The sequence below is a fragment of the Streptosporangium sp. NPDC020072 genome (genome assembly GCF_040631445.1).
Classification (GTDB): Bacteria; Actinomycetota; Actinomycetes; order Streptosporangiales; family Streptosporangiaceae; genus Streptosporangium.
On the sequence record NZ_JBEYAB010000023.1, the window covers coordinates 1 to 16,475 of the forward strand.

Here is a 16,475-nt window from a genome sequence, read left to right on the forward strand (position 1 = left end):
TATCGTTGTCCCTTTCACCCCTCAAAACCCCGACCAAAATAACCCGCCCTTGGCGGGGTTTGTGTTCGCCCCCGGCCCGCCGCCGCCACCCACAAAACAGGCCCTAGCTTCTTGCTCGGTGTTTAGCCCTGTGGTCCGGCCTGCGGGAATTCTGTGCCGACGGGTTTGTTCGGCCCCGTGACGCCGATGGGAGAAATCCACATAGAACCGCTGAGTTATTACCGTCGACACGTTCGGTGCGGCTGTATACCGTCCGAAGGGAAACGCCAGACACGCGTATGAGGGAGGACCATGAAACCGATCGGGCTCGTCCTCGGCGCCGTGGTGGTCCTGGCCGTTCCGTTGCTGGGAACTCCCCCCGCGCACGCCGACGGCTCCTTCGACTGCTGGTTCGGACAGCGGCAGCAGGAGCAGGGCGGCTACGCGCTGGACGCGTGGAGCTGCGACGGCACCGGCTACGTCGACTTCACGGTCACCGTCAGATCCGGGGCGGCGGCGGGCACCTACCACTGCGGCTGGGGTTTCCCCTGGAACGGCACCCTGGGCGCCCACTCCTGCTCGATCACCGGGAGCGGAGCGAAAGAGGCGTCGTGAGAACGGCCCGGCCTTCCGCCGCGGCCACGTGACCGACGCCCGCCTGGGCCCCGGCGTGCCCCTCAGCCGAAACGACGCCTGACCACTGGAGGCCGCCGGGAAGGCCGGCGTCAGCAGGTGCGGAGCATGTTGAGCAGCGCCGCCTTCTCCTTGCGGGTCACGAAGAGCCGGTAGTGGTGTTTCACGGTGATCCACGAGGCCGCGTACCGGCACCAGTGGGCACGGCGTTGCGGGCGCCAGCCCTGCGGACCCCGCCCACCCTTGGCGATGTTGGCGGAGTGGCTGACGGTGAGCAGCTCGGGGCGGATGAGGTCGTTGGCGAACGCGCGCCGCTTGGCCTGACTCCACCGTTTGGCGCCCGAGCGCCACGCGTAGGCGAGCGGCACCACGTGATCGACGTCCGCCTGCTTCTCACTCCTGAGCCGTTTGCCGTCGTACGGGCTGTACCAGAGTCCCTTGACCGGACGGCAGGCCGCGTCACGCCGTACGTGCCGCCCGTCGCGGGCCAGAACCGTTTCCCGTGTGTCGCACCTTCCCGAGCGGCGTTCCCAAGGTTGGAACCGCTCGCGGCTGTAGCCGCGGATGCTCAGGGGCCTGGCGACCTTGAGCCGGGCCAGCATGTGCCGGGCTAGGGCCGCGCTCGCGGCCTGTGACTGCTTACGTGGTTCCGCTTCCGCCTGTGGGGTGGTGAGGGGAATGAGCGTGAGGGTCAGTACGGCGACGAGGACTGCCCGCCTCGGAAAAATCATGACTTTCCCCATACCCACCAAGATCCGGCTATGTCGACCGGTCACCGGCGGGTCTCCCGGGGGGCGATGACGGTGGTCAGGCCGTCGAGCAGGCGTTCGAGGCCGAAGGCGAACAGTGATTCCAGGTCGAGCTCCGTGCCCGGCTCCGCGACCTGGGCGACCAGCGGCCCGTCGGCGGACAGCTTGGCCCTGCCCCACTGTTTGCTGGTCATCCCCGTGTCCAGCTCGGCGGCTGCCTCGCTCTCGATGTTGATCGCCGTCCCGCGCACGTAGTTGACCACCGTGGCGTAGATGTGCAGCCGGGTGTCCGGGTCCAGGCCGAGGCCGTCGAGGGCGCGCAGGGTCCACAGTCCGTACGCCAGCTGCCCCGGCGGCGTCACCGGCCGGGTGATGGACACCAGCCGCGGCAACCAGGGATGACGCTGGTAGGCCGCCCATTGCAGCCGCGCGGCCACCCGCAGGTGGGAACGCCATCCCGGCGGCGGCTCCGGATATTCGATCTCGGCGAACGCGGCGTCGGCGATCAGCTGGGTGAGCTCGGTCTTGCCCTCCAGATGCCGGTAGAGGGCCATGGTGGCGACCCCGAGGTCGGCCGCCACCGCCCGCATGGACAACGCGGCCAAGCCGTCGGCGTCGGCGATCTCCATGGCCACGCGGACGACGTGGCCACGTTCGAGGCCTCCGGCCGAACGCGAGGGCAGTCTCCGGCCGGCGACCACGGCGCCGACCCGCGACGTCGACTCGATGGCGCCCGCCTGCTTGAGCGCGGCGAGCGCCTTGCTGGCCGTCGCCATCGCGACGCCCCACTCGCGCATGATCGCCCGGGTGGTGGGGACGGGGTCACCCGGCCGCAGCTCTCCGTCGGCGATGCGCCGCTCAAGGTCGGCGACGATCCGGAGGTACGGCGGCTGCGGAGCGCTCACATCGGCCATGCTGCCACGCCTCAGCGGTCAGGCATCCAGTTGCCGTGCAGGCCGAGCGGCACCCTGACAGGGAGGTGGACGCGCGCGACGGGCTCACCGGTGAAGTCCTGGGCCGAGAGGATCACCAGGTCGCTCGCGTTCCGGAGGGGATCGTGCACGTACGTGAGCAGGTATCCCTCGTCCTCGCCTTGCCCTGCGGCGGCGAACACCGCCTCCCCGACCGCCTCGTCCTTGCCGAACCCGTGCACCTCGGTCGTCCCCCGTTCCAGGTCATGCTTGACCAGGGCGTTGGTGAAGGCGTCGTCCGGTGGCATGCCCTCGGGGGCGAACGGGATCCCGTACAGGGCGGTCGCGGCCGAGTAGCCGTAGCGGTACGGGCGGGTGGCGCGCGCCTGGTTCACCCGCGGGAAGTCCTGCGGCCGGTCGTCGACGCGCCGCCGGTGGAGCCCGTCCGGCGTGATCGTCCAGCGGTCCAGCGTGGGCCGGATCGCCCCGGGGTCGGCGGGATCGAACGGCCCCTCGGCCGTGACCAGGTCGACCACGATCGAGTCGCCGTCGTCGTAGGCGTTGAGCGTGTGGCTGACGTGGACCGGGTCGATGTCCAGCCACCGTACGTCGCCGCCCGTCCGCGGCATGACGCCCACCCGCGTCGGGTGCTCCGGCAGCCACCGGCAGTCGAACCCGTCGAAGCCCAGCGGCGTGTCCCACACCACCACGTGGCTCTCGGTGAGCGCGAAGTCGTGCATGAACGGTGTCCGCGTCATGGGGATGCCGGTGGTCTGGACGACGGTCCCCCCGGCGTCGGTCACGATGTGCTGGACGAAGTCGCGGCCCACCATGTACGACAGCGAGTGCAGCTCGCCGGTGAGCGGGTCGTGCTTGGCGTGCGCCCCCGCCGTGAATCCTTCCGCGGTCCCCCCCAGCTCGCACACGCCCACGGTGTTCAGCTCCTCGTCCAGTTCGGCGGGCGGCAGGCCGCCCTCCGCCATGGCGAAGGTGCGCCGGGCGTGCTCGATCACGTGAACCATGGGGGCGAAACCCGGTGCGCGCACGAAACGGTTGCGGTACCACTCGGCCCGGCCGTCACGCAGCCGCACCCCGTGCACCATGCCCTGGCCCATGCCCCAGATGTGCACGACGGGGTCTTCGACGCCCAGCGGGTTGGGCCCGTTGCGCAGGTAGCGGCCGTTGAGCTCGGCCGGGACGCGTCCGGTGACAGGCAGGTCGTAGGCGGTGACTTCCTCGGCGACGGGCGCGAAGGGCCCTTCCAGGTACTTCATGTGGACACCGTACGCAGGAGTACGACCACCCCTTTTGCAACAGCGAAAAGAGCCGCATTCTGCACTAGTGCAAAGAGTGGGGCGCCCTTCGACGGCGACGGTTTCTCCGCCACCGCGGTTGACGAGAGCTGTGCCAGGGCCGGCGTGACACGTGGCGCGTTCCACCACCACTCCAGCAGCAAGAAACACATCTTCCGCGAGGTCTACGCCATCTCAATGACCGTACGGCAGGCGTTCCTGGCCCGGCAGGACCCGTGGGACGGGATGGCGGCGGGCGGTGAGGTCTTCCCTGTCCCCGCCTCAGCCGAGCGCGCCGATGCCCGGCACCGAACCGGGACGACCGTGGGCGACGCCTGACCGGCCTTCTCATCGGCGCACACCGTCCGCGAGGGGCAGTTCCACCAGGAGTCGCTCGTGCACCGTGCGGTAGCCCACCGTCCGGTTCACCGCGATCATCGGCAGGTTCCGCTGGTTGACGGTCGTGCCGACGGTCCGCACGCACGGGAAGCGTTCGTGCAGCAGCAGGGTGTGCCGGGCCTTCATCCAGCGGGCCAGGCCACGCCGCCGGTGCTGGGGAAGCACCACCGTGTCGTGCTGTGCCGCGTCCCGAGCGTCGTCCCCCGCGACGGTGATCACCGTCGCGGCGACGACCTGGCCGGTGTCGCGCCACAGCGCCGCGTGCACCATCACATGCTCGCCACCGGCGGTCAGCTGCGCCTCCCAGGCGCGCACCGCCTCCCGGTCCCACCCCTGCCGGGACGCCATCTGCAGCGCGGCGCCCGGCGCGTCCAGCACGTGGCCCATGGCCTGACCGAAGGTGAGGACCAGCGGCTCGGGAACCGGGCCGTGCCAGTACACCGGCCGGTATCGGGCGGGGTCCGGGCAGGCGGCGAGATCACGGCAGCGGCGCAGCACCGTCTCGTCGAGCGACTGTTCCTGACGCTCAAGGCGCAACAGTTCCCGCGCTCCGCGCCAGGTGCGGGCGAACGCCTCCCCCGGCTCCCCGGCCGGCGCCGTCGCCTGGATCCGCTCCAGCCCGGCCCGGCGGGCGTCCTCCGCGATCCGGGTCAGCAGGGCGGAACCCACACCGGCGCGCCGGGCCGACGGGACCACGAACAGGCGGAGGAAGCCGACGCGTGGGTCGCGCGACTGTGGCCGGAGTTCGGCCACGCCGACGACCGGCCGGGCGCCGTCGCCCCGGGCGACCCAGCGCGGTACGGCGGGCGCCTCCTCGGCGAGCAGCCGTCCGGCCAGCGCGGTCACGGAGGGCGAGTCTCCGGAGGCCTCCCGCTGCCCGTCGCCGAACACCTCGCACCAGGCGGTGAGATCGACCTCGGTCGCGTGGCATGGCACGAAGGACTCCACGGTCGCAGAGGTCATTCCGACACTGTGACATGCCTTTTTCGCGGGACGCCAGAGGACTTCCGCGGAGACCGGTGTCTGGAGCGGATCACCTGTCACGGCGGGGCGGGTGACGGAAGAATGGGGTTGGGCTCGTCGTTCTTCGGGCTTTCCAGAGCGACGAGGGCATCCGATTTCGTCCGGACCTATCCGGAGTCATCCGGATCGTTTCGACCTTGTTCTGTCTCATCCGGGTGCGCCTGACCAGGTCAACCCCCGATCGGCCCCGGACGAGGCGGGATATGAGATCTCCCCCTGCTTGACCCTCGGTTGATGCCAATATGACTCCAACTACTACCCGTAGATCACAGATCACTCATTTTCCGGCTGGGGGCGATGGCTCACTCACACCACGTCGCGACGCTACGCGCCTTCATCGCGCAGCTCAACGAGCTGCGTGAGCTGGCCGGTTCCCCCACGCTGTCCGAGCTGCGCAGGCTCTCACGGCCGTCGGGGAAGACCCCGGGCCTGGCGAGAGAGCTGACCGAGAGCACCACCCACGACATCCTCAGCGGGAAACGCAAGCGTGTCCCCGGCTGGCCGTGGGTGTCCTCCTTCGTGAGCGCCTGCACGACGGCCGCCGAGCTGACCGGGCTCGACGTGAGCGCCCTGGGAGACACGGACGCCTGGCACCGGCGTTGGCGCGCCGCCCATCTCGGCACCCCCACCGTCCAGGAACCCGCGCCGGCCGAGACGGCTCAGGCCCCGACGCCCCCGGCGTCCTCGCCGTTCACCCGGCCCGCCGTACGGCCTCAGGAGCAGTCCGGGCCCCAGGAGGCCCCCCGCAGGACGCGGCAGCGGCCCACCGCCCCGAGCGAGCCCCCGCTGCCCGAGGCCACCCAGCACCTCCTGCAGGTCTACGGCAGGACCGGTGCCCGGCTACTGCACCACAGCGACGTCGGCAACGGCGACGACTGCATGCGCCTGGCCGTCATCGCCCTGCTGAAGGGCTGGCCCGAGGAGGGGCGCCAGTGGCTGCGCCAGGCCGGTGACGCCGGGCACGCCGACGCGCCCGCGCTGTTCAACGACCCGCAGCAGTCGAGGGCCGCCGCCGAGCTGGCCTACCGGTACGGCCGCCACTACCAGCGGGCGGGGCCGGAGCAGCTCAGTGTCGCGATGTTCTTCTACCGCCTGGCCGGCAACCACGGTCAGGCGGACGCGGCCTACCGGCTGGCGATGATCCACCAGAGCAAGGGAGAAGACTGGGCCGCGGCCAGCTGGTTCAACCGCGCCGCCTCGAACGGCCACCCCAAGGCCGCCAGGAAGTTCGACGGCGCCTCCGAGCAGCTCACCCAGCCCCCGTGGAACACCGACGGCGCGCTGCCCATCGGGCTGATCGAGGCCCCGGCTCCCGTTGAGCCGCCGGCCGGTGACTCTCCCGCCGACCACGGCTGAGGCCCGGCCGTACGGCGTGCCCGGAAGCGGCCGGGGACGGACGGGGTGGGGTTGGCGTGCGGCGGCGGCCATGGTCCCGTCCCTTCCTCGGGTGGGCCCGGTTCCTCCTCCAGCACCGCGCCCACCGATGACGTGTCTATCAGTGATCAGCCGGTCACCTCAGGTGAATTGACAACTTCCGGGACCGGACCGCCATTGGGACGGTTCCATCGCGACTCCCCCTTCAGGCCGATTTCCTCGCGTACGCCCCCGGCGTCTGCCCGAAATGCCGTCGGAACGCCATGATGTAGCCGTTCACGCTGCTGAAGCCGACCATGGCGGCCACCGCGCCGACCAGGTGGCCGCGCTGGAGCAGGTCGAGGGAGTGGTTGAGCCGCAGCCTGGTCCGCCACTCGGAGAAGGCCAGGCCCGTCTCGGCCCGGAACGCCCGGCGCAGGCTCGTCGAGCTCGTGTGCAGGCTCAGCGCCCACTCGGTGACCGTGCGCGGATCGTCGGGCCTGCGGCCCAGTTCCCTGGCGACGGTCGCGGCCAGCGGGCTGCTCGGCTGCGGCAGGGGGAGGCTCGCCCGCGTCGCCGCCGACAGCGAGGCGAACGCGAACGCGTCGTCGGAGAGCACGGACCTGCGGGTCCTGCTCAGCAACAGCCTGCGCTGCGCGTCGGTGACGTTCACCCCGGTGACCTCGGTGTACGGCAGGCGGTACCGCTCGGCGTCGAACGACTCGGAGACGATCATCGAGTCCTCGCCGAACCTGGCGCTGTGCGTGATCCCCGCCGGGATCCACAGGGCGACCGACGCCGACAGGCGGTGCTCCCTGCCCTGCGCGGTCACCGTGATCCACCCGAGCGGGACGAACAGGAACTGGTGGTAGGTGTGCGCGTGCGGCGGATGCCCCCAGTCCGCGACGAACTCGTCGTCCGCCATGATCTCCGGCCCAGGTACCTCTCCGATCACGGTCCGACCTCCTGACGGTCAGGGGTACGTGACCCCTGAGTGTGAGCGGCCGCCCTCCACGTTGGATCGACCAAAATAAGGTAAGGGTAACCTAAGTAGCCATTTATCAGCTTAAGAAGCAGGGGTACGGCCGCCGTGAGCGCCTGAATGGCACGGACGGACACACGGTTTGGCCGCCCGGTTGGATTTGTTTCGCCCTGTTCGTCCTATGGTCAGTTTCCTGAGCCCGTCGCCCTCTACCAAGGAGCAGCGCAGATGCCCACCCGCAATCCCCGTGCGGCCGTCACCTTTCCCATCGTGCTGAGAGAGCTGACCGTTCTGCGTGTCTCGGACGTCACGCCGGGAATGCGGCGGGTCACCTTCGGCGGCGAGCAGTTGCGGGCCTTCACCCGAGACGGGCTCGACCTGCCCGAACTGCGTTCCGAGGGCTTCGACGACCACGTGAAGTTCTTCTTCGGCGTCGGGGACGAGCCGCCCGTGCTGCCCGCGCAGAACGTCAGCAGCCTCGACTGGCCGGTCGACGAACGGCCGCTCGCCAAGGACTACACCCCGCGCCGCTTCGACCCCGAGGCCGGTGAGATCGACTTCGACTTCGTACGGCACGAAGGCGGCGTGGCCTCGTCGTGGGCCGACCAGGCGGCCCCCGGACAGGTCGCCTGGATCGCCGGGCCGAAGATGTCCCACAGCCACCCGGAGGGCGCCGACTGGCTCCTGGTCATCGGCGACGAGACCGCGCTGCCCGCCATCGGCCGCTGGCTTGAGGAGATGCCCGAGGGCACCAGGGCCAAGGTCCTCATCGAGATCGGCGACCCCTCCCACCGGCAGGAGCTGCCGACCAGGGCCGACGCCGACGTCGTCTGGCTGTCGCGGGACGGCGCCCCCGCCGGGACGACCGATCTGCTCGCGCGCGCCGTACGGGAGCTGGACTGGCTGCCCGGGACCGTGTTCGTCTGGGCGGCCGGAGAGGCGGGTGCCCTCAAGGAGGTACGGCGGCACCTCGTCACCGAACGGGAGGTGCCCCGCGAGTGGATGCACCTCACCGGCTACTGGCGCTACACCGCGCCCTCCCCCGCCGCCGAGGCGCACGAGGAGGAGGACGACGACGCCCACGAGCGGCTGCACACGATGACCGACCTGGCGCCCGGCTTCGCCGTCAGGGCCGCGATCACGCTCGGCCTGGTCGACCTGGTCCACTCCGGGGTGCGTGACCTGCCCGAGCTGGCCCGGCGTTCCGCCACGGACCCGGAGACCCTCGGCGTGCTGATGTCCTACCTGGTGTCGATCGAGGTGTTCGCACGCGACGAGGACGGCGGCTACCGGCTCACCCCCATCAGCGACGAGCTGATCGAGGACGACCACTCGGCGGAGGAGTATCACCTCGACGGGGCTCATGCCGCCCTCGACCTCTCGCTGTCCGGGCTGGTGCACACGCTCCGCACCGGCCGGAGCGGTTACCGCACCGCGGCGGGACAGACGCTGGGCGTCGCCGTACGGACCGACGAGACGCTGGGGGGCTCCGCCCGTTCCATCGTCGAGGAGACCGCGCTGTGGGTCGTGCCCGGCGTCGTCGGTGCCTACGACTGGGAGAAGGTGAGCTCGCTGACCGCGGCGGGCAGCGGGACGGGCAGCGTCGTCAACGCCCTGGTCAAGGCCTTCCCCACGCTGAAGGTGCGGATCGCGGCCATGCCGTCGGCGCTGGGTGTGCTCAGGGAGAGCGTGCTCGACACCGACGTCCTGCCGAAGGTCGAGCTGGTCGCCTCCGCGAGCGCGGTACCGCCCGGCGGGGACGGCACCTACCTGCTGGCGCACCTGCTGACCTGGCTGCCCGACGGCGACGCCGTACAGGTGCTCACCGAGACCGCGAACGGCCTGCCCGACGGCGCCGACCTGGTCATGGTCGAGCCGTGCATGCCGGACGACTTCCACGACGCCGAGGACATGCTCTACCACCTGCGGCTCAAGTGCGCCTTCGGCTCCGGGCTGCGTCCCGCCGAGCGGATCGAAGGGCTCGCCGCCCAGGCCGGGCTACGCGTCAGGTTCTCCAGGAACATCGGCTGGGACCACCGGCTGTGGGTGTTGGAGGCCGCGCGCTGAGGTCCGCTCGTGGCCCCGAACCTGCCGTCCACCGGGCCGGGCGCGTGTCCGGGGCCGCGCGCTGAGGTCTGTCCGGGTCAGTCTCGGCCGGTCCGGTAGACGGCGCCCCGGCGTTCGTACTCCAGGACCCGTTCGACGTTGAGGGAGACGTCGATGCCGTGACCGCGCTGGACGAGCCACAGGGCCAGTTCGAGGCCGCTGGTGACCCCTGCCGAGGTGACGAGGTCGCCGTCGTCCACCACCCGGGCGTCGACGACCTTGCCGCCCTGTTCGGCCAGTTTGTCCTTGCTCATGTGGTGGGTCGTGCAGGGCCGTCCCCTGACCAGGCCCGCTGCCCCCAGCAGCAGGGCGCCGACGCAGACCGACGCCATGACAGGACGCGTACGGCGGGCGGCCCGCAGGGCGGCGGGGATCACCCCCCGCTTGATCTCCCTGGCCACGCCCGGCCGGTCGGGGTCGCGCGCGTAGCCGCCCGGCACCAGGATCACGTCCGCGTTCTCCGGCTGCCAGGGGGCGGTGACCTGGATCCTGGTGCCGCAGCTCGCGACGATCGTTCTCGGCCCGTCGCAGGTGACGAGTGTCGTCTCGATGGGCGCGCCGAACTTGCTCGCGATGTCCAGTGTCTCCAGCGGGGCGGCGAAGTCCAGCTCCTCGACGCCGTCGAAGAGGACGATGTGCACCCGCCGCAGGGACGACCCCGGCGTCGTGGTCGTCGCTGTGGCCGTACCGGTGCTCACCGCGGTCGGCAGGAGCGCGCCGGTGGTGACGGCGGCGGCGCTCTGGAGAAGGGTTCTGCGTTCCATGAGCCACGAGTCTGCGGTCGGCGGCCGGGACGGACCAGTGGCGTGAGTGCCGTGGTGCGCTAGGTTCTGGCCGTGTCCACCCCCGCGCCCCTCGGCGTGTCCGCTCCCGTGCCCGACGCCGTTTCCGGTGGCGCGTCCGCCCGTGTGTCCGGTGGCGCGTCCGAGGCGGTGTCCGCCCCTGTGCACACCGTCGCCGTGCTGGCGCTGCCCGGGGTCGTGGCGTTCGACCTGGGTGTGCCCTGCCAGGTGTTCGCCAGCGCGTACTCGCCCGGCGGGACGCCGCTCTACCGGGTCCTGGTCTGCGGCCCCGGCGAGGTGACGGCCACCGCCGTGGGCGTCGCGTGTTTCCGGCTCAGCCCGGGGCACCCGCTCGCGGACGCCGCCTCCGCCGACACCGTCGTGGTGCCCGGCCTGACGCGGGACGCGCCCGAGGTGACGCCCGAGGTGCTCGACGTCCTCCGTACGGCGGCGCGGCGTGGTGCCCGTGTCCTGTCCATCTGCACCGGCGCGTTCGTGCTCGCCGCCGCCGGGCTGCTCGACGGGCGCAGGGCCACCACGCACTGGCGGATGACCGGGGAGCTGGCCCGCGCCTACCCGCTGGTCGAGGTCGAGGCGAAGGCCCTGTACGTCGACACCGGGCAGATCCTCACCTCGGCGGGTGTCGCGGCCGGGCTCGACCTGTGCGTGCACGTGGTGCTGAACGACCACGGGCCCGCGGTCGCCGCGAACGTCGCCAGGGGCGTCGTGATGGCCCCGGAGCGCGAGGGCGGGCAGGCCCAGTTCGTCCGCCACCCGTCGCCCGCACCCGGCGGGGCCGATCTGGGGCCGACGCTGCGCTGGGCGCGCGAGCACATGCACCTGCCGCTGACACTCGCCGACATCGCCCGCCAGGCGAACACCAGCGTCCGCAACCTCAACCGCCGCTTCCAGGACCAGGTGGGGACGACACCGCTGCGGTGGCTGCTGCGGGCCCGGGTCGACCGGGCGCGGGAACTGCTGGAGAGCACGAACCTGCCGGTCGAGCGGGTCGCCGAGCGCTGCGGCTTCGGCTCGCCCGCGTCCTTCCGCGCCCGCTTCGCCCAACGGGCCGGGGTCAGCCCCAGCGCCTACCGCGCCGCCTTCCGCTTCCGGGAGAACGCCCGGGGAAACGTCCAGGACGTCCCCTGAACGTCCCCCGGCCGTCCCGGGACATCCGGGGGCCGCGTGAGGAACGTCTCGGGGTCGGACGAGGGGGTGTTCGGGCGCCAGGGGACGTGTCCCAGGGGTGGGCGGGGGACGCCCAGGACGTCCGAGACGGCTGAAGGGCGTCCCGGGGAACACGCCTAGGCGCACGAGGGACGTTCAGGACATCCGGGAGCCGTACGGGGACGTCCCGGGGGTCGGATGAGAGGGCGTTCAGGACGCCGGAGGCCCGTCCCAGGGAGCGAACCAGGGGGCGTCCAGGACGTTCGAGGAGGCATTCGGGACGTTCGGGGGAACGGCCGAAAGGGGCCGTCGGAGAAACGACCGGCAGAACTCCCGGACACATCCCGAAAAATCGTGAATAAGCAGAAGAAAAGGGGACGGGTGGCGCCCCGTCCCCTTTCCGAACTTCAGGTCAGATCATTGCCGAAGGTCAGAAGCCCGCGGTGATCTTGGTGAACTCCCACTCGGCCTGCGGAACGCCGCCGCCGTTGACCCGGTCACGGTTGACCGCCCAGAAGGAGAACCTGGTCAGGCCCTTGGAGATGGCCCAGTCACGGATCTTGGTCCACTGGGCCGGGCTGGTCGTCTCGTTGTTGTCGGACTTACCGTTCATGCCGGAGATGCCCATGTGCGCGTAGGCCTCGGAGTCGCTCCAGCCGAACGCGCTCTTCAGCGAGCTCTTCAGCCCCTCGGAGGCGTTGACCGTGTCCTGGTACATCTCGGTGCCGCTGAAGTTGAACGGCATGATCGTGTAGTTGTCGATCGGAGCGCCCAGCGCCTTGGCCTGGTTGACCAGCCTGACGCCCGCCGCGCTCAGGGCCGTCTTGAACGTCGGGATGGTGACGACGATCTTCACGTTCGGGTTCTTCTGCCGGACGATCTTCAGACCGTTGAGGATGCGGTCCTGGACGGTGTAGTTCTCGAACTCGTCGGTGTTCTCGATGTCGAAGTCGACCACGGCCGGGCCGAGCGCGTCGATGACCTTCTGCACGGCGCCGGCGAAGGCCTCGGGGGTGGAGCAGTTCGGGCCGAGCTTGTTGCCGCTCCAGCCACCGAAGGAGATCTCGACGCTGCCGCCCTTGGACTTGATCGTGTTGATCGCGTTCTGGTCGGAGCCGCCGGTCAGCGGACGCTGGCCGTCCCACGCCGGGTTACAGCCGTTCTGGGCCAGGATGAAGGCCATCGTGAAGGCCTTGACGCCGGTCGCGTCCATCACCGTGCCCGGGTTGGGGGGGTTGCCCCAGCCCATGTACAGGTACGGGGCGCCGGGCAGCCTGGGCGACTGGGGGCAGCCGGAGGTGCTGGCGGTCACGTCGCGGCCCGCCGACTCGCCGTTGGCGTTGTAGGCCTTGATCGTGTAGGTGTACGCCCGGCAGGCGTCGAGGCCCGAGATGGTCGCGGTGGTCCCGGTGACCTGCGCCTTCTGCGTGGCGCCCTCGTAGACGCGGTAGCCGGTCACGGTGCCGCTGGAGGCAACCCAGGCCAGGGTGATGCTGGTCGCGGTCGGAGTCACCGAGACCGTACCGGGCTGACCGGGGGCGCCGTTGTCGCCCTGCGTGGTCGCGCTGACCGGGGAGCTCTCCGGCGAGCGGTTGCCCGCGGCGTCACGGGCGCGCACGGTGTAGGTGTAGGTGCTCGACGGGCTCAGGTTCGAGTCGGTGTAGGTGGTGCCGGTGGCGGTGGTCACCAGGGTCGTGCCCCGGTAGACCTCGTAGCCGGTCACGCCGACGTTGTCGGTCGAGGCGTCCCAGGCCAGTGAGACGGTGCTCGACGAGGTGCCGGTGACACGCAGGTTGCCCGGGGTCGAGGGGGGCGTCGGGTCACTGGGACCACCCGTGCTGACCTTCCACAGGGCCGGAACCCGGTCGGGCTCCCAGCCGGGCAGCGAGGTGTGGCTCTGCAGGCACTGGTAGTCGACGCCGTTGTGGGTGACGACGGTGCCCGCCGTGTAGGAGGTGTAGGGAGCCCAGGCCGCGGCGACGGCCTGGACACTCGCCTGTACCGCGCCGGCGTCGGCCAGCGCGGGGGCGCCCAGACCCGTCATGCCGGCGGCTAAGAGCGCGAGGATGACGACACGAAATCTCACGTCACACTTCCAGAGGATGGGGGGTGTTCTGGCATGCCCGCCGCTGTCCCGCAAAGCGGGGACGGCCGTGGGCGGAGTGCGTCTTTCACCGGGCGGGCCGTACCGAGATTTCACGTCGGCACTGCCTGGCCGGCATGTGTAACGGGACAGGGTCACGTTCAGCGCGGACGCCGAAGCGACCCGTTAAGCGTGAAGAGGCAGGTGAACACCTCTTCACCGTTTTTTCCATTAGGAAACTTTCCTAATAGATTCGGATTGTAACGTCGCCCTGACGACCCTGCAAGGACTCCGGTAAAGCACTCCTGACAATGAAGGCCGTCGACGAGCGCGACGGTGGCAGGGAATCCGTGCTTTTTGGCGCGTTCCCAGCTGTCGGTTCCTCCTGGACGCGGCGCACAATCGCACTGGGGAAAACTCACCGACAAAAGGGGGACACATGAAGGCCAGAGGAGCCTTGTCGCTCACCGCCGCGGCGGTCGCGCTCACCGTCACGGTCCAGGCGCCCGCCGGTGCCGCCGTCCCGACACCGGACCCCTCCCCGACCACCTCCGTCTCCGCCGCGCGGGCCGAGGAGACGAACTTCACCTCGGTCGACGACGCCGACCTGGCCGGCAAGATCGACAAGCACATCGCCAGGTACGGCGGGCAGCGCAGGGGCGCCAACCAGATCGTCTGGAGCGACAAGGGCGCCGTCATGACCTTCCCCACCCCGGTGAAGGCCACCGCGCGCACCGCCTACGCCAGGATCGCCTGCGGCTACGGCGACTACTGCCTGTACCAGCACGCCCTGTGGGACCGCGAGGGCGGCGCCATGATCGCCTTCTACGAGTACGGCCTCCACCAGCTGGCCGACTTCGGCTGGCAGGACATCACCAGCGCCCTGGAGAACAACCAGTCCGACCGCGCGGGCGGGGCGATCTACGACGACGCGACGACCCTGAACCGCTCCCGCGCGTGGTACAAGGCGGACGCCCTCGGCTCGGGCAACGACCGGGCCGACATCGCCTACCTCTTCCCGTGATCCTCCGATAGACGCTCAAGCCACTCCTCGAAGGTGGTCGGCGCGATGCGGGCGCCCTCGCCGGGCAGCAGCACCTCGCCGGCCATCTCGACGCCGAACAGCTCCTTCCACGTCGGCACCAGCCGCACCTTACGGCCGAGCACCTCGTTGGTGCGCCTGGCCATGTCCACCAGGTCCTCCGTGTGCGGCCCGGCCACGTCGGGGTGACGGCCCTGGGGCTCACCCGTGACGACCTCGGCGAGGACGGCGGCCACGTCGGCGGGCGCGATCGGCTGCACCAGCAACGGCGCGACGGTGGCGACGCCGTCCCGCTCCGTCCAGCTCGCCACCATGGCGGCGAAGTCGTGGAACTGCGTGGCGGGCACGATCGTCCACGGCACCGGCCCCTCGGACACGAGCCGTTCCTGCTCCCGCTTGCCCGCGTAGTGGGCGTTGCCCTCGATCTTGTGGATGCCGACGATCGACAGCAGCACGTGGTGCCGGACGCCCGCCCGTTCCTCGGCCGCCAGCAGGTTGCGCGTCGTGGCGCCGAAGTAGGCGATCGCCTCCGCCCGGTCTCCTTCGCCCCCGTTGGTGACGTCGACCACGGCGTCCACCCCGGTCAGGGCCGCGTCGAGCCCCTCTCCTGTCGTCAGGTCGACGCCGAGTGAACGGCTGACGCGCACGACCTCGTGCCCCTGGCCTTCGAGGGCGGCGACGGTGAGGGCTCCGATGTTGCCGGTGGCACCGGCGACTGCGATCCGCATGATGACCTTTCCTCCCGTGGTGTCACTTGCACGGTATCTCGGACTAAAAAGATCCGCAATGTCTTAGATAGACTCATGGCATGAAGTTGCCCGTGAGCACCGAATGGGTCCTGCACTGCGCCGCGTCACTGGCGCAGCTCCTCCCGGGGGAGATCGCGTCGGCGGCTCAGCTCGCTCAGTACTACGACCTGCCCGCGCCCTATCTCGCCAAGCAGTTGCAGCTGCTCGTCAAGGCGGGGGTGCTGGCCGCGACGACGGGCCCGAGAGGGGGGTTCAGGCTCGCGCGGCCCGCCTCCGAGGTGACGCTCCTGCAGATCGTCGAGGCGGTCGGCGGAGCGGCCTCGCCGTACGAGTGCCGGGAGATCCGCATGCAGGGGCGCGGGGCGCTGCCCCCCGAGCAGTGCCAGGACACCTGCGTGCTGGCCAGGAAGATGGCCGAGGCGCACGAGGCGTGGCGGAGCAGTCTCGCCGGGGTCTCCCTCGCCGACGTCCTGGACACCCTGCCCGGTACGGCTCCCGCCCGCACCCGGTCACGGCTGCTCACCCAGCCCTGACGGGCTCAGTCCCGGCGGTAGAGGGCGGTGAACAGCGGCCAGGTCAGGTCGGCCATCTCGGCGGGCGTGCGCGGGCAGCCGCGCTGCAGCCAGTCCGCGGCCACCCCGACCAGCGCCCCGGCGGTGAAGGCCGCGGGCACGTCGTGCGGGTCTCCGTCACCCTGCCGTACGGCCTCCCCTGCGACCTCCACCGTGGCTCCCACTGTGGCCTTGCCCCTGGCCTGACGTGCCCCGGCGTATCCCGCCGCGGTGGCACGGCGGCGGATGTGGTCGATCACCCGCGCGCTCCCGCTCGGCCCGAGCAGGGCGCGGTAGAGCCCGGCGTGCTCGGCCAGCGTGGTGAAGAAGGCCAGCAGCTTCTGGGGGGCGTCCCGCGCCGGGTCCGCCGAGACCGCGCCGGGACCGGGCACGGCCCCGATCAGCTCGTCGATCATCACGGTGCAGGCGGCCTCGGCCAGCTCGTGGACGTCCCGGTAGTGGTCGTAGAAGGTGGAACGGCTCACCCCCGCCCGTCCCGCGACGTCGGCGACGCTGAGGCGGGACAGGTCCCGCTCCTCGACGAGCTCGATCAGCGCGCCCTGCAACGCCTTCTGCGTACGGCGCACCCGCCGATCACCCAGGGGAGCTCTGCCGTCTCTGTTCGTGGTCACGGGATAAATCTACCTTCTACCTACACATGTAGGTTTTCCTCC

16 protein-coding genes are annotated in these 16,475 nt (G+C 70.7%); 7 read left to right on the forward strand and 9 right to left on the reverse strand.

All coding sequences use genetic code 11. The features are described from left to right. Positions 1–291: 291 nt before the first annotated feature. Positions 292–594 (forward strand): hypothetical protein, encoded by a 303-nt coding sequence (locus ABZ470_RS38800; RefSeq protein WP_362917840.1) that lies wholly within the window; start codon positions 292–294, stop codon positions 592–594. Between the two features lie 110 nt (positions 595–704). Here the strand turns inward: ABZ470_RS38800 and ABZ470_RS38805 are convergent, their stop codons facing one another. Genes ABZ470_RS38805 through ABZ470_RS38815 form a run of 3 tightly spaced genes read right to left on the reverse strand, consistent with a single transcriptional unit; the run spans position 705 to position 3,546 of the window. Continuing rightward, positions 705–1,343: an HNH endonuclease family protein gene (locus ABZ470_RS38805; RefSeq protein WP_362917842.1), complete on the reverse strand. Its 639-nt coding sequence runs from the start codon at positions 1,341–1,343 to the stop codon at positions 705–707. Positions 1,344–1,384: 41 nt separating this feature from the next. Beyond that, entirely contained in the window at positions 1,385–2,266 is an 882-nt protein-coding gene (locus ABZ470_RS38810) for a TetR/AcrR family transcriptional regulator C-terminal domain-containing protein (RefSeq protein WP_362784109.1), read from the reverse strand. Between the two features lie 20 nt (positions 2,267–2,286). Continuing rightward, positions 2,287–3,546, reverse strand: coding sequence for a carotenoid oxygenase family protein (locus ABZ470_RS38815; protein WP_362917844.1), 1,260 nt, complete (start codon positions 3,544–3,546; stop codon positions 2,287–2,289). 144 nt (positions 3,547–3,690) lie between these two features. Here ABZ470_RS38815 and ABZ470_RS38820 point away from each other — a divergent pair, with 144 nt between their 5' ends. Further along, positions 3,691–3,903: a hypothetical protein gene (locus tag ABZ470_RS38820; RefSeq protein ID WP_362917846.1), complete on the forward strand. Its 213-nt coding sequence runs from the start codon at positions 3,691–3,693 to the stop codon at positions 3,901–3,903. Between the two features lie 9 nt (positions 3,904–3,912). On the opposite strand, the gene ABZ470_RS38825 is transcribed toward ABZ470_RS38820, so the two are convergent. Beyond that, the gene (locus ABZ470_RS38825) at positions 3,913–4,926 is read right to left on the reverse strand and encodes a GNAT family N-acetyltransferase (RefSeq protein ID WP_362917848.1); all 1,014 of its coding nucleotides are present in this window, start codon (positions 4,924–4,926) and stop codon (positions 3,913–3,915) included. Positions 4,927–5,283: 357 nt separating this feature from the next. On the opposite strand from ABZ470_RS38825, the gene ABZ470_RS38830 reads away from it, so the two are divergent. Next, a complete protein-coding gene (locus ABZ470_RS38830; RefSeq protein WP_362917850.1) occupies positions 5,284–6,342 on the forward strand; it encodes a hypothetical protein in 1,059 nt (352 codons plus the stop codon). Positions 6,343–6,565: 223 nt separating this feature from the next. Here the strand turns inward: ABZ470_RS38830 and ABZ470_RS38835 are convergent, their stop codons facing one another. Next, complete coding sequence (locus ABZ470_RS38835; protein ID WP_362917852.1) at positions 6,566–7,294, reverse strand: AraC family transcriptional regulator; 729 nt, start codon at positions 7,292–7,294, stop codon at positions 6,566–6,568. A 255-nt stretch (positions 7,295–7,549) separates the two neighbouring features. Between ABZ470_RS38835 and ABZ470_RS38840 the strand changes: the two genes are divergently transcribed. After that, the gene (locus ABZ470_RS38840; protein WP_362917854.1) at positions 7,550–9,388 is read left to right on the forward strand and encodes a siderophore-interacting protein; all 1,839 of its coding nucleotides are present in this window, start codon (positions 7,550–7,552) and stop codon (positions 9,386–9,388) included. A gap of 77 nt (positions 9,389–9,465) precedes the next feature. On the opposite strand, the gene ABZ470_RS38845 is transcribed toward ABZ470_RS38840, so the two are convergent. After that, positions 9,466–10,191 carry a DJ-1/PfpI family protein gene (locus ABZ470_RS38845; protein ID WP_362917856.1) on the reverse strand — a complete coding sequence of 242 codons (726 nt, stop codon included), beginning with the start codon at positions 10,189–10,191 and terminating at the stop codon, positions 9,466–9,468. Between the two features lie 72 nt (positions 10,192–10,263). Here ABZ470_RS38845 and ABZ470_RS38850 point away from each other — a divergent pair, with 72 nt between their 5' ends. Beyond that, entirely contained in the window at positions 10,264–11,358 is a 1,095-nt protein-coding gene (locus tag ABZ470_RS38850; RefSeq protein ID WP_362917858.1) for a helix-turn-helix domain-containing protein, read from the forward strand. Between the two features lie 448 nt (positions 11,359–11,806). Here the strand turns inward: ABZ470_RS38850 and ABZ470_RS38855 are convergent, their stop codons facing one another. After that, on the reverse strand, positions 11,807–13,462 hold the full coding sequence (locus ABZ470_RS38855) for a carbohydrate-binding protein (protein WP_362917860.1): 1,656 nt from the start codon (positions 13,460–13,462) through the stop codon (positions 11,807–11,809). A 436-nt stretch (positions 13,463–13,898) separates the two neighbouring features. On the opposite strand from ABZ470_RS38855, the gene ABZ470_RS38860 reads away from it, so the two are divergent. Continuing rightward, positions 13,899–14,483 carry a hypothetical protein gene (locus ABZ470_RS38860; RefSeq protein WP_362917862.1) on the forward strand — a complete coding sequence of 195 codons (585 nt, stop codon included), beginning with the start codon at positions 13,899–13,901 and terminating at the stop codon, positions 14,481–14,483. Here the strand turns inward: ABZ470_RS38860 and ABZ470_RS38865 are convergent. Next, positions 14,468–15,229, reverse strand: a complete 762-nt coding sequence (locus tag ABZ470_RS38865) for an NAD(P)H-binding protein (protein WP_362917864.1) — start codon at positions 15,227–15,229, stop codon at positions 14,468–14,470. The genes ABZ470_RS38860 and ABZ470_RS38865 overlap by 16 nt on opposite strands. 80 nt (positions 15,230–15,309) lie before the next feature. Here ABZ470_RS38865 and ABZ470_RS38870 point away from each other — a divergent pair, with 80 nt between their 5' ends. Then, entirely contained in the window at positions 15,310–15,783 is a 474-nt protein-coding gene (locus tag ABZ470_RS38870) for an Rrf2 family transcriptional regulator (protein WP_352015409.1), read from the forward strand. Positions 15,784–15,788: 5 nt separating this feature from the next. Here the strand turns inward: ABZ470_RS38870 and ABZ470_RS38875 are convergent, their stop codons facing one another. Beyond that, on the reverse strand, positions 15,789–16,433 hold the full coding sequence (locus ABZ470_RS38875) for a TetR family transcriptional regulator (protein ID WP_362917867.1): 645 nt from the start codon (positions 16,431–16,433) through the stop codon (positions 15,789–15,791). Positions 16,434–16,475 lie beyond the last annotated feature (42 nt).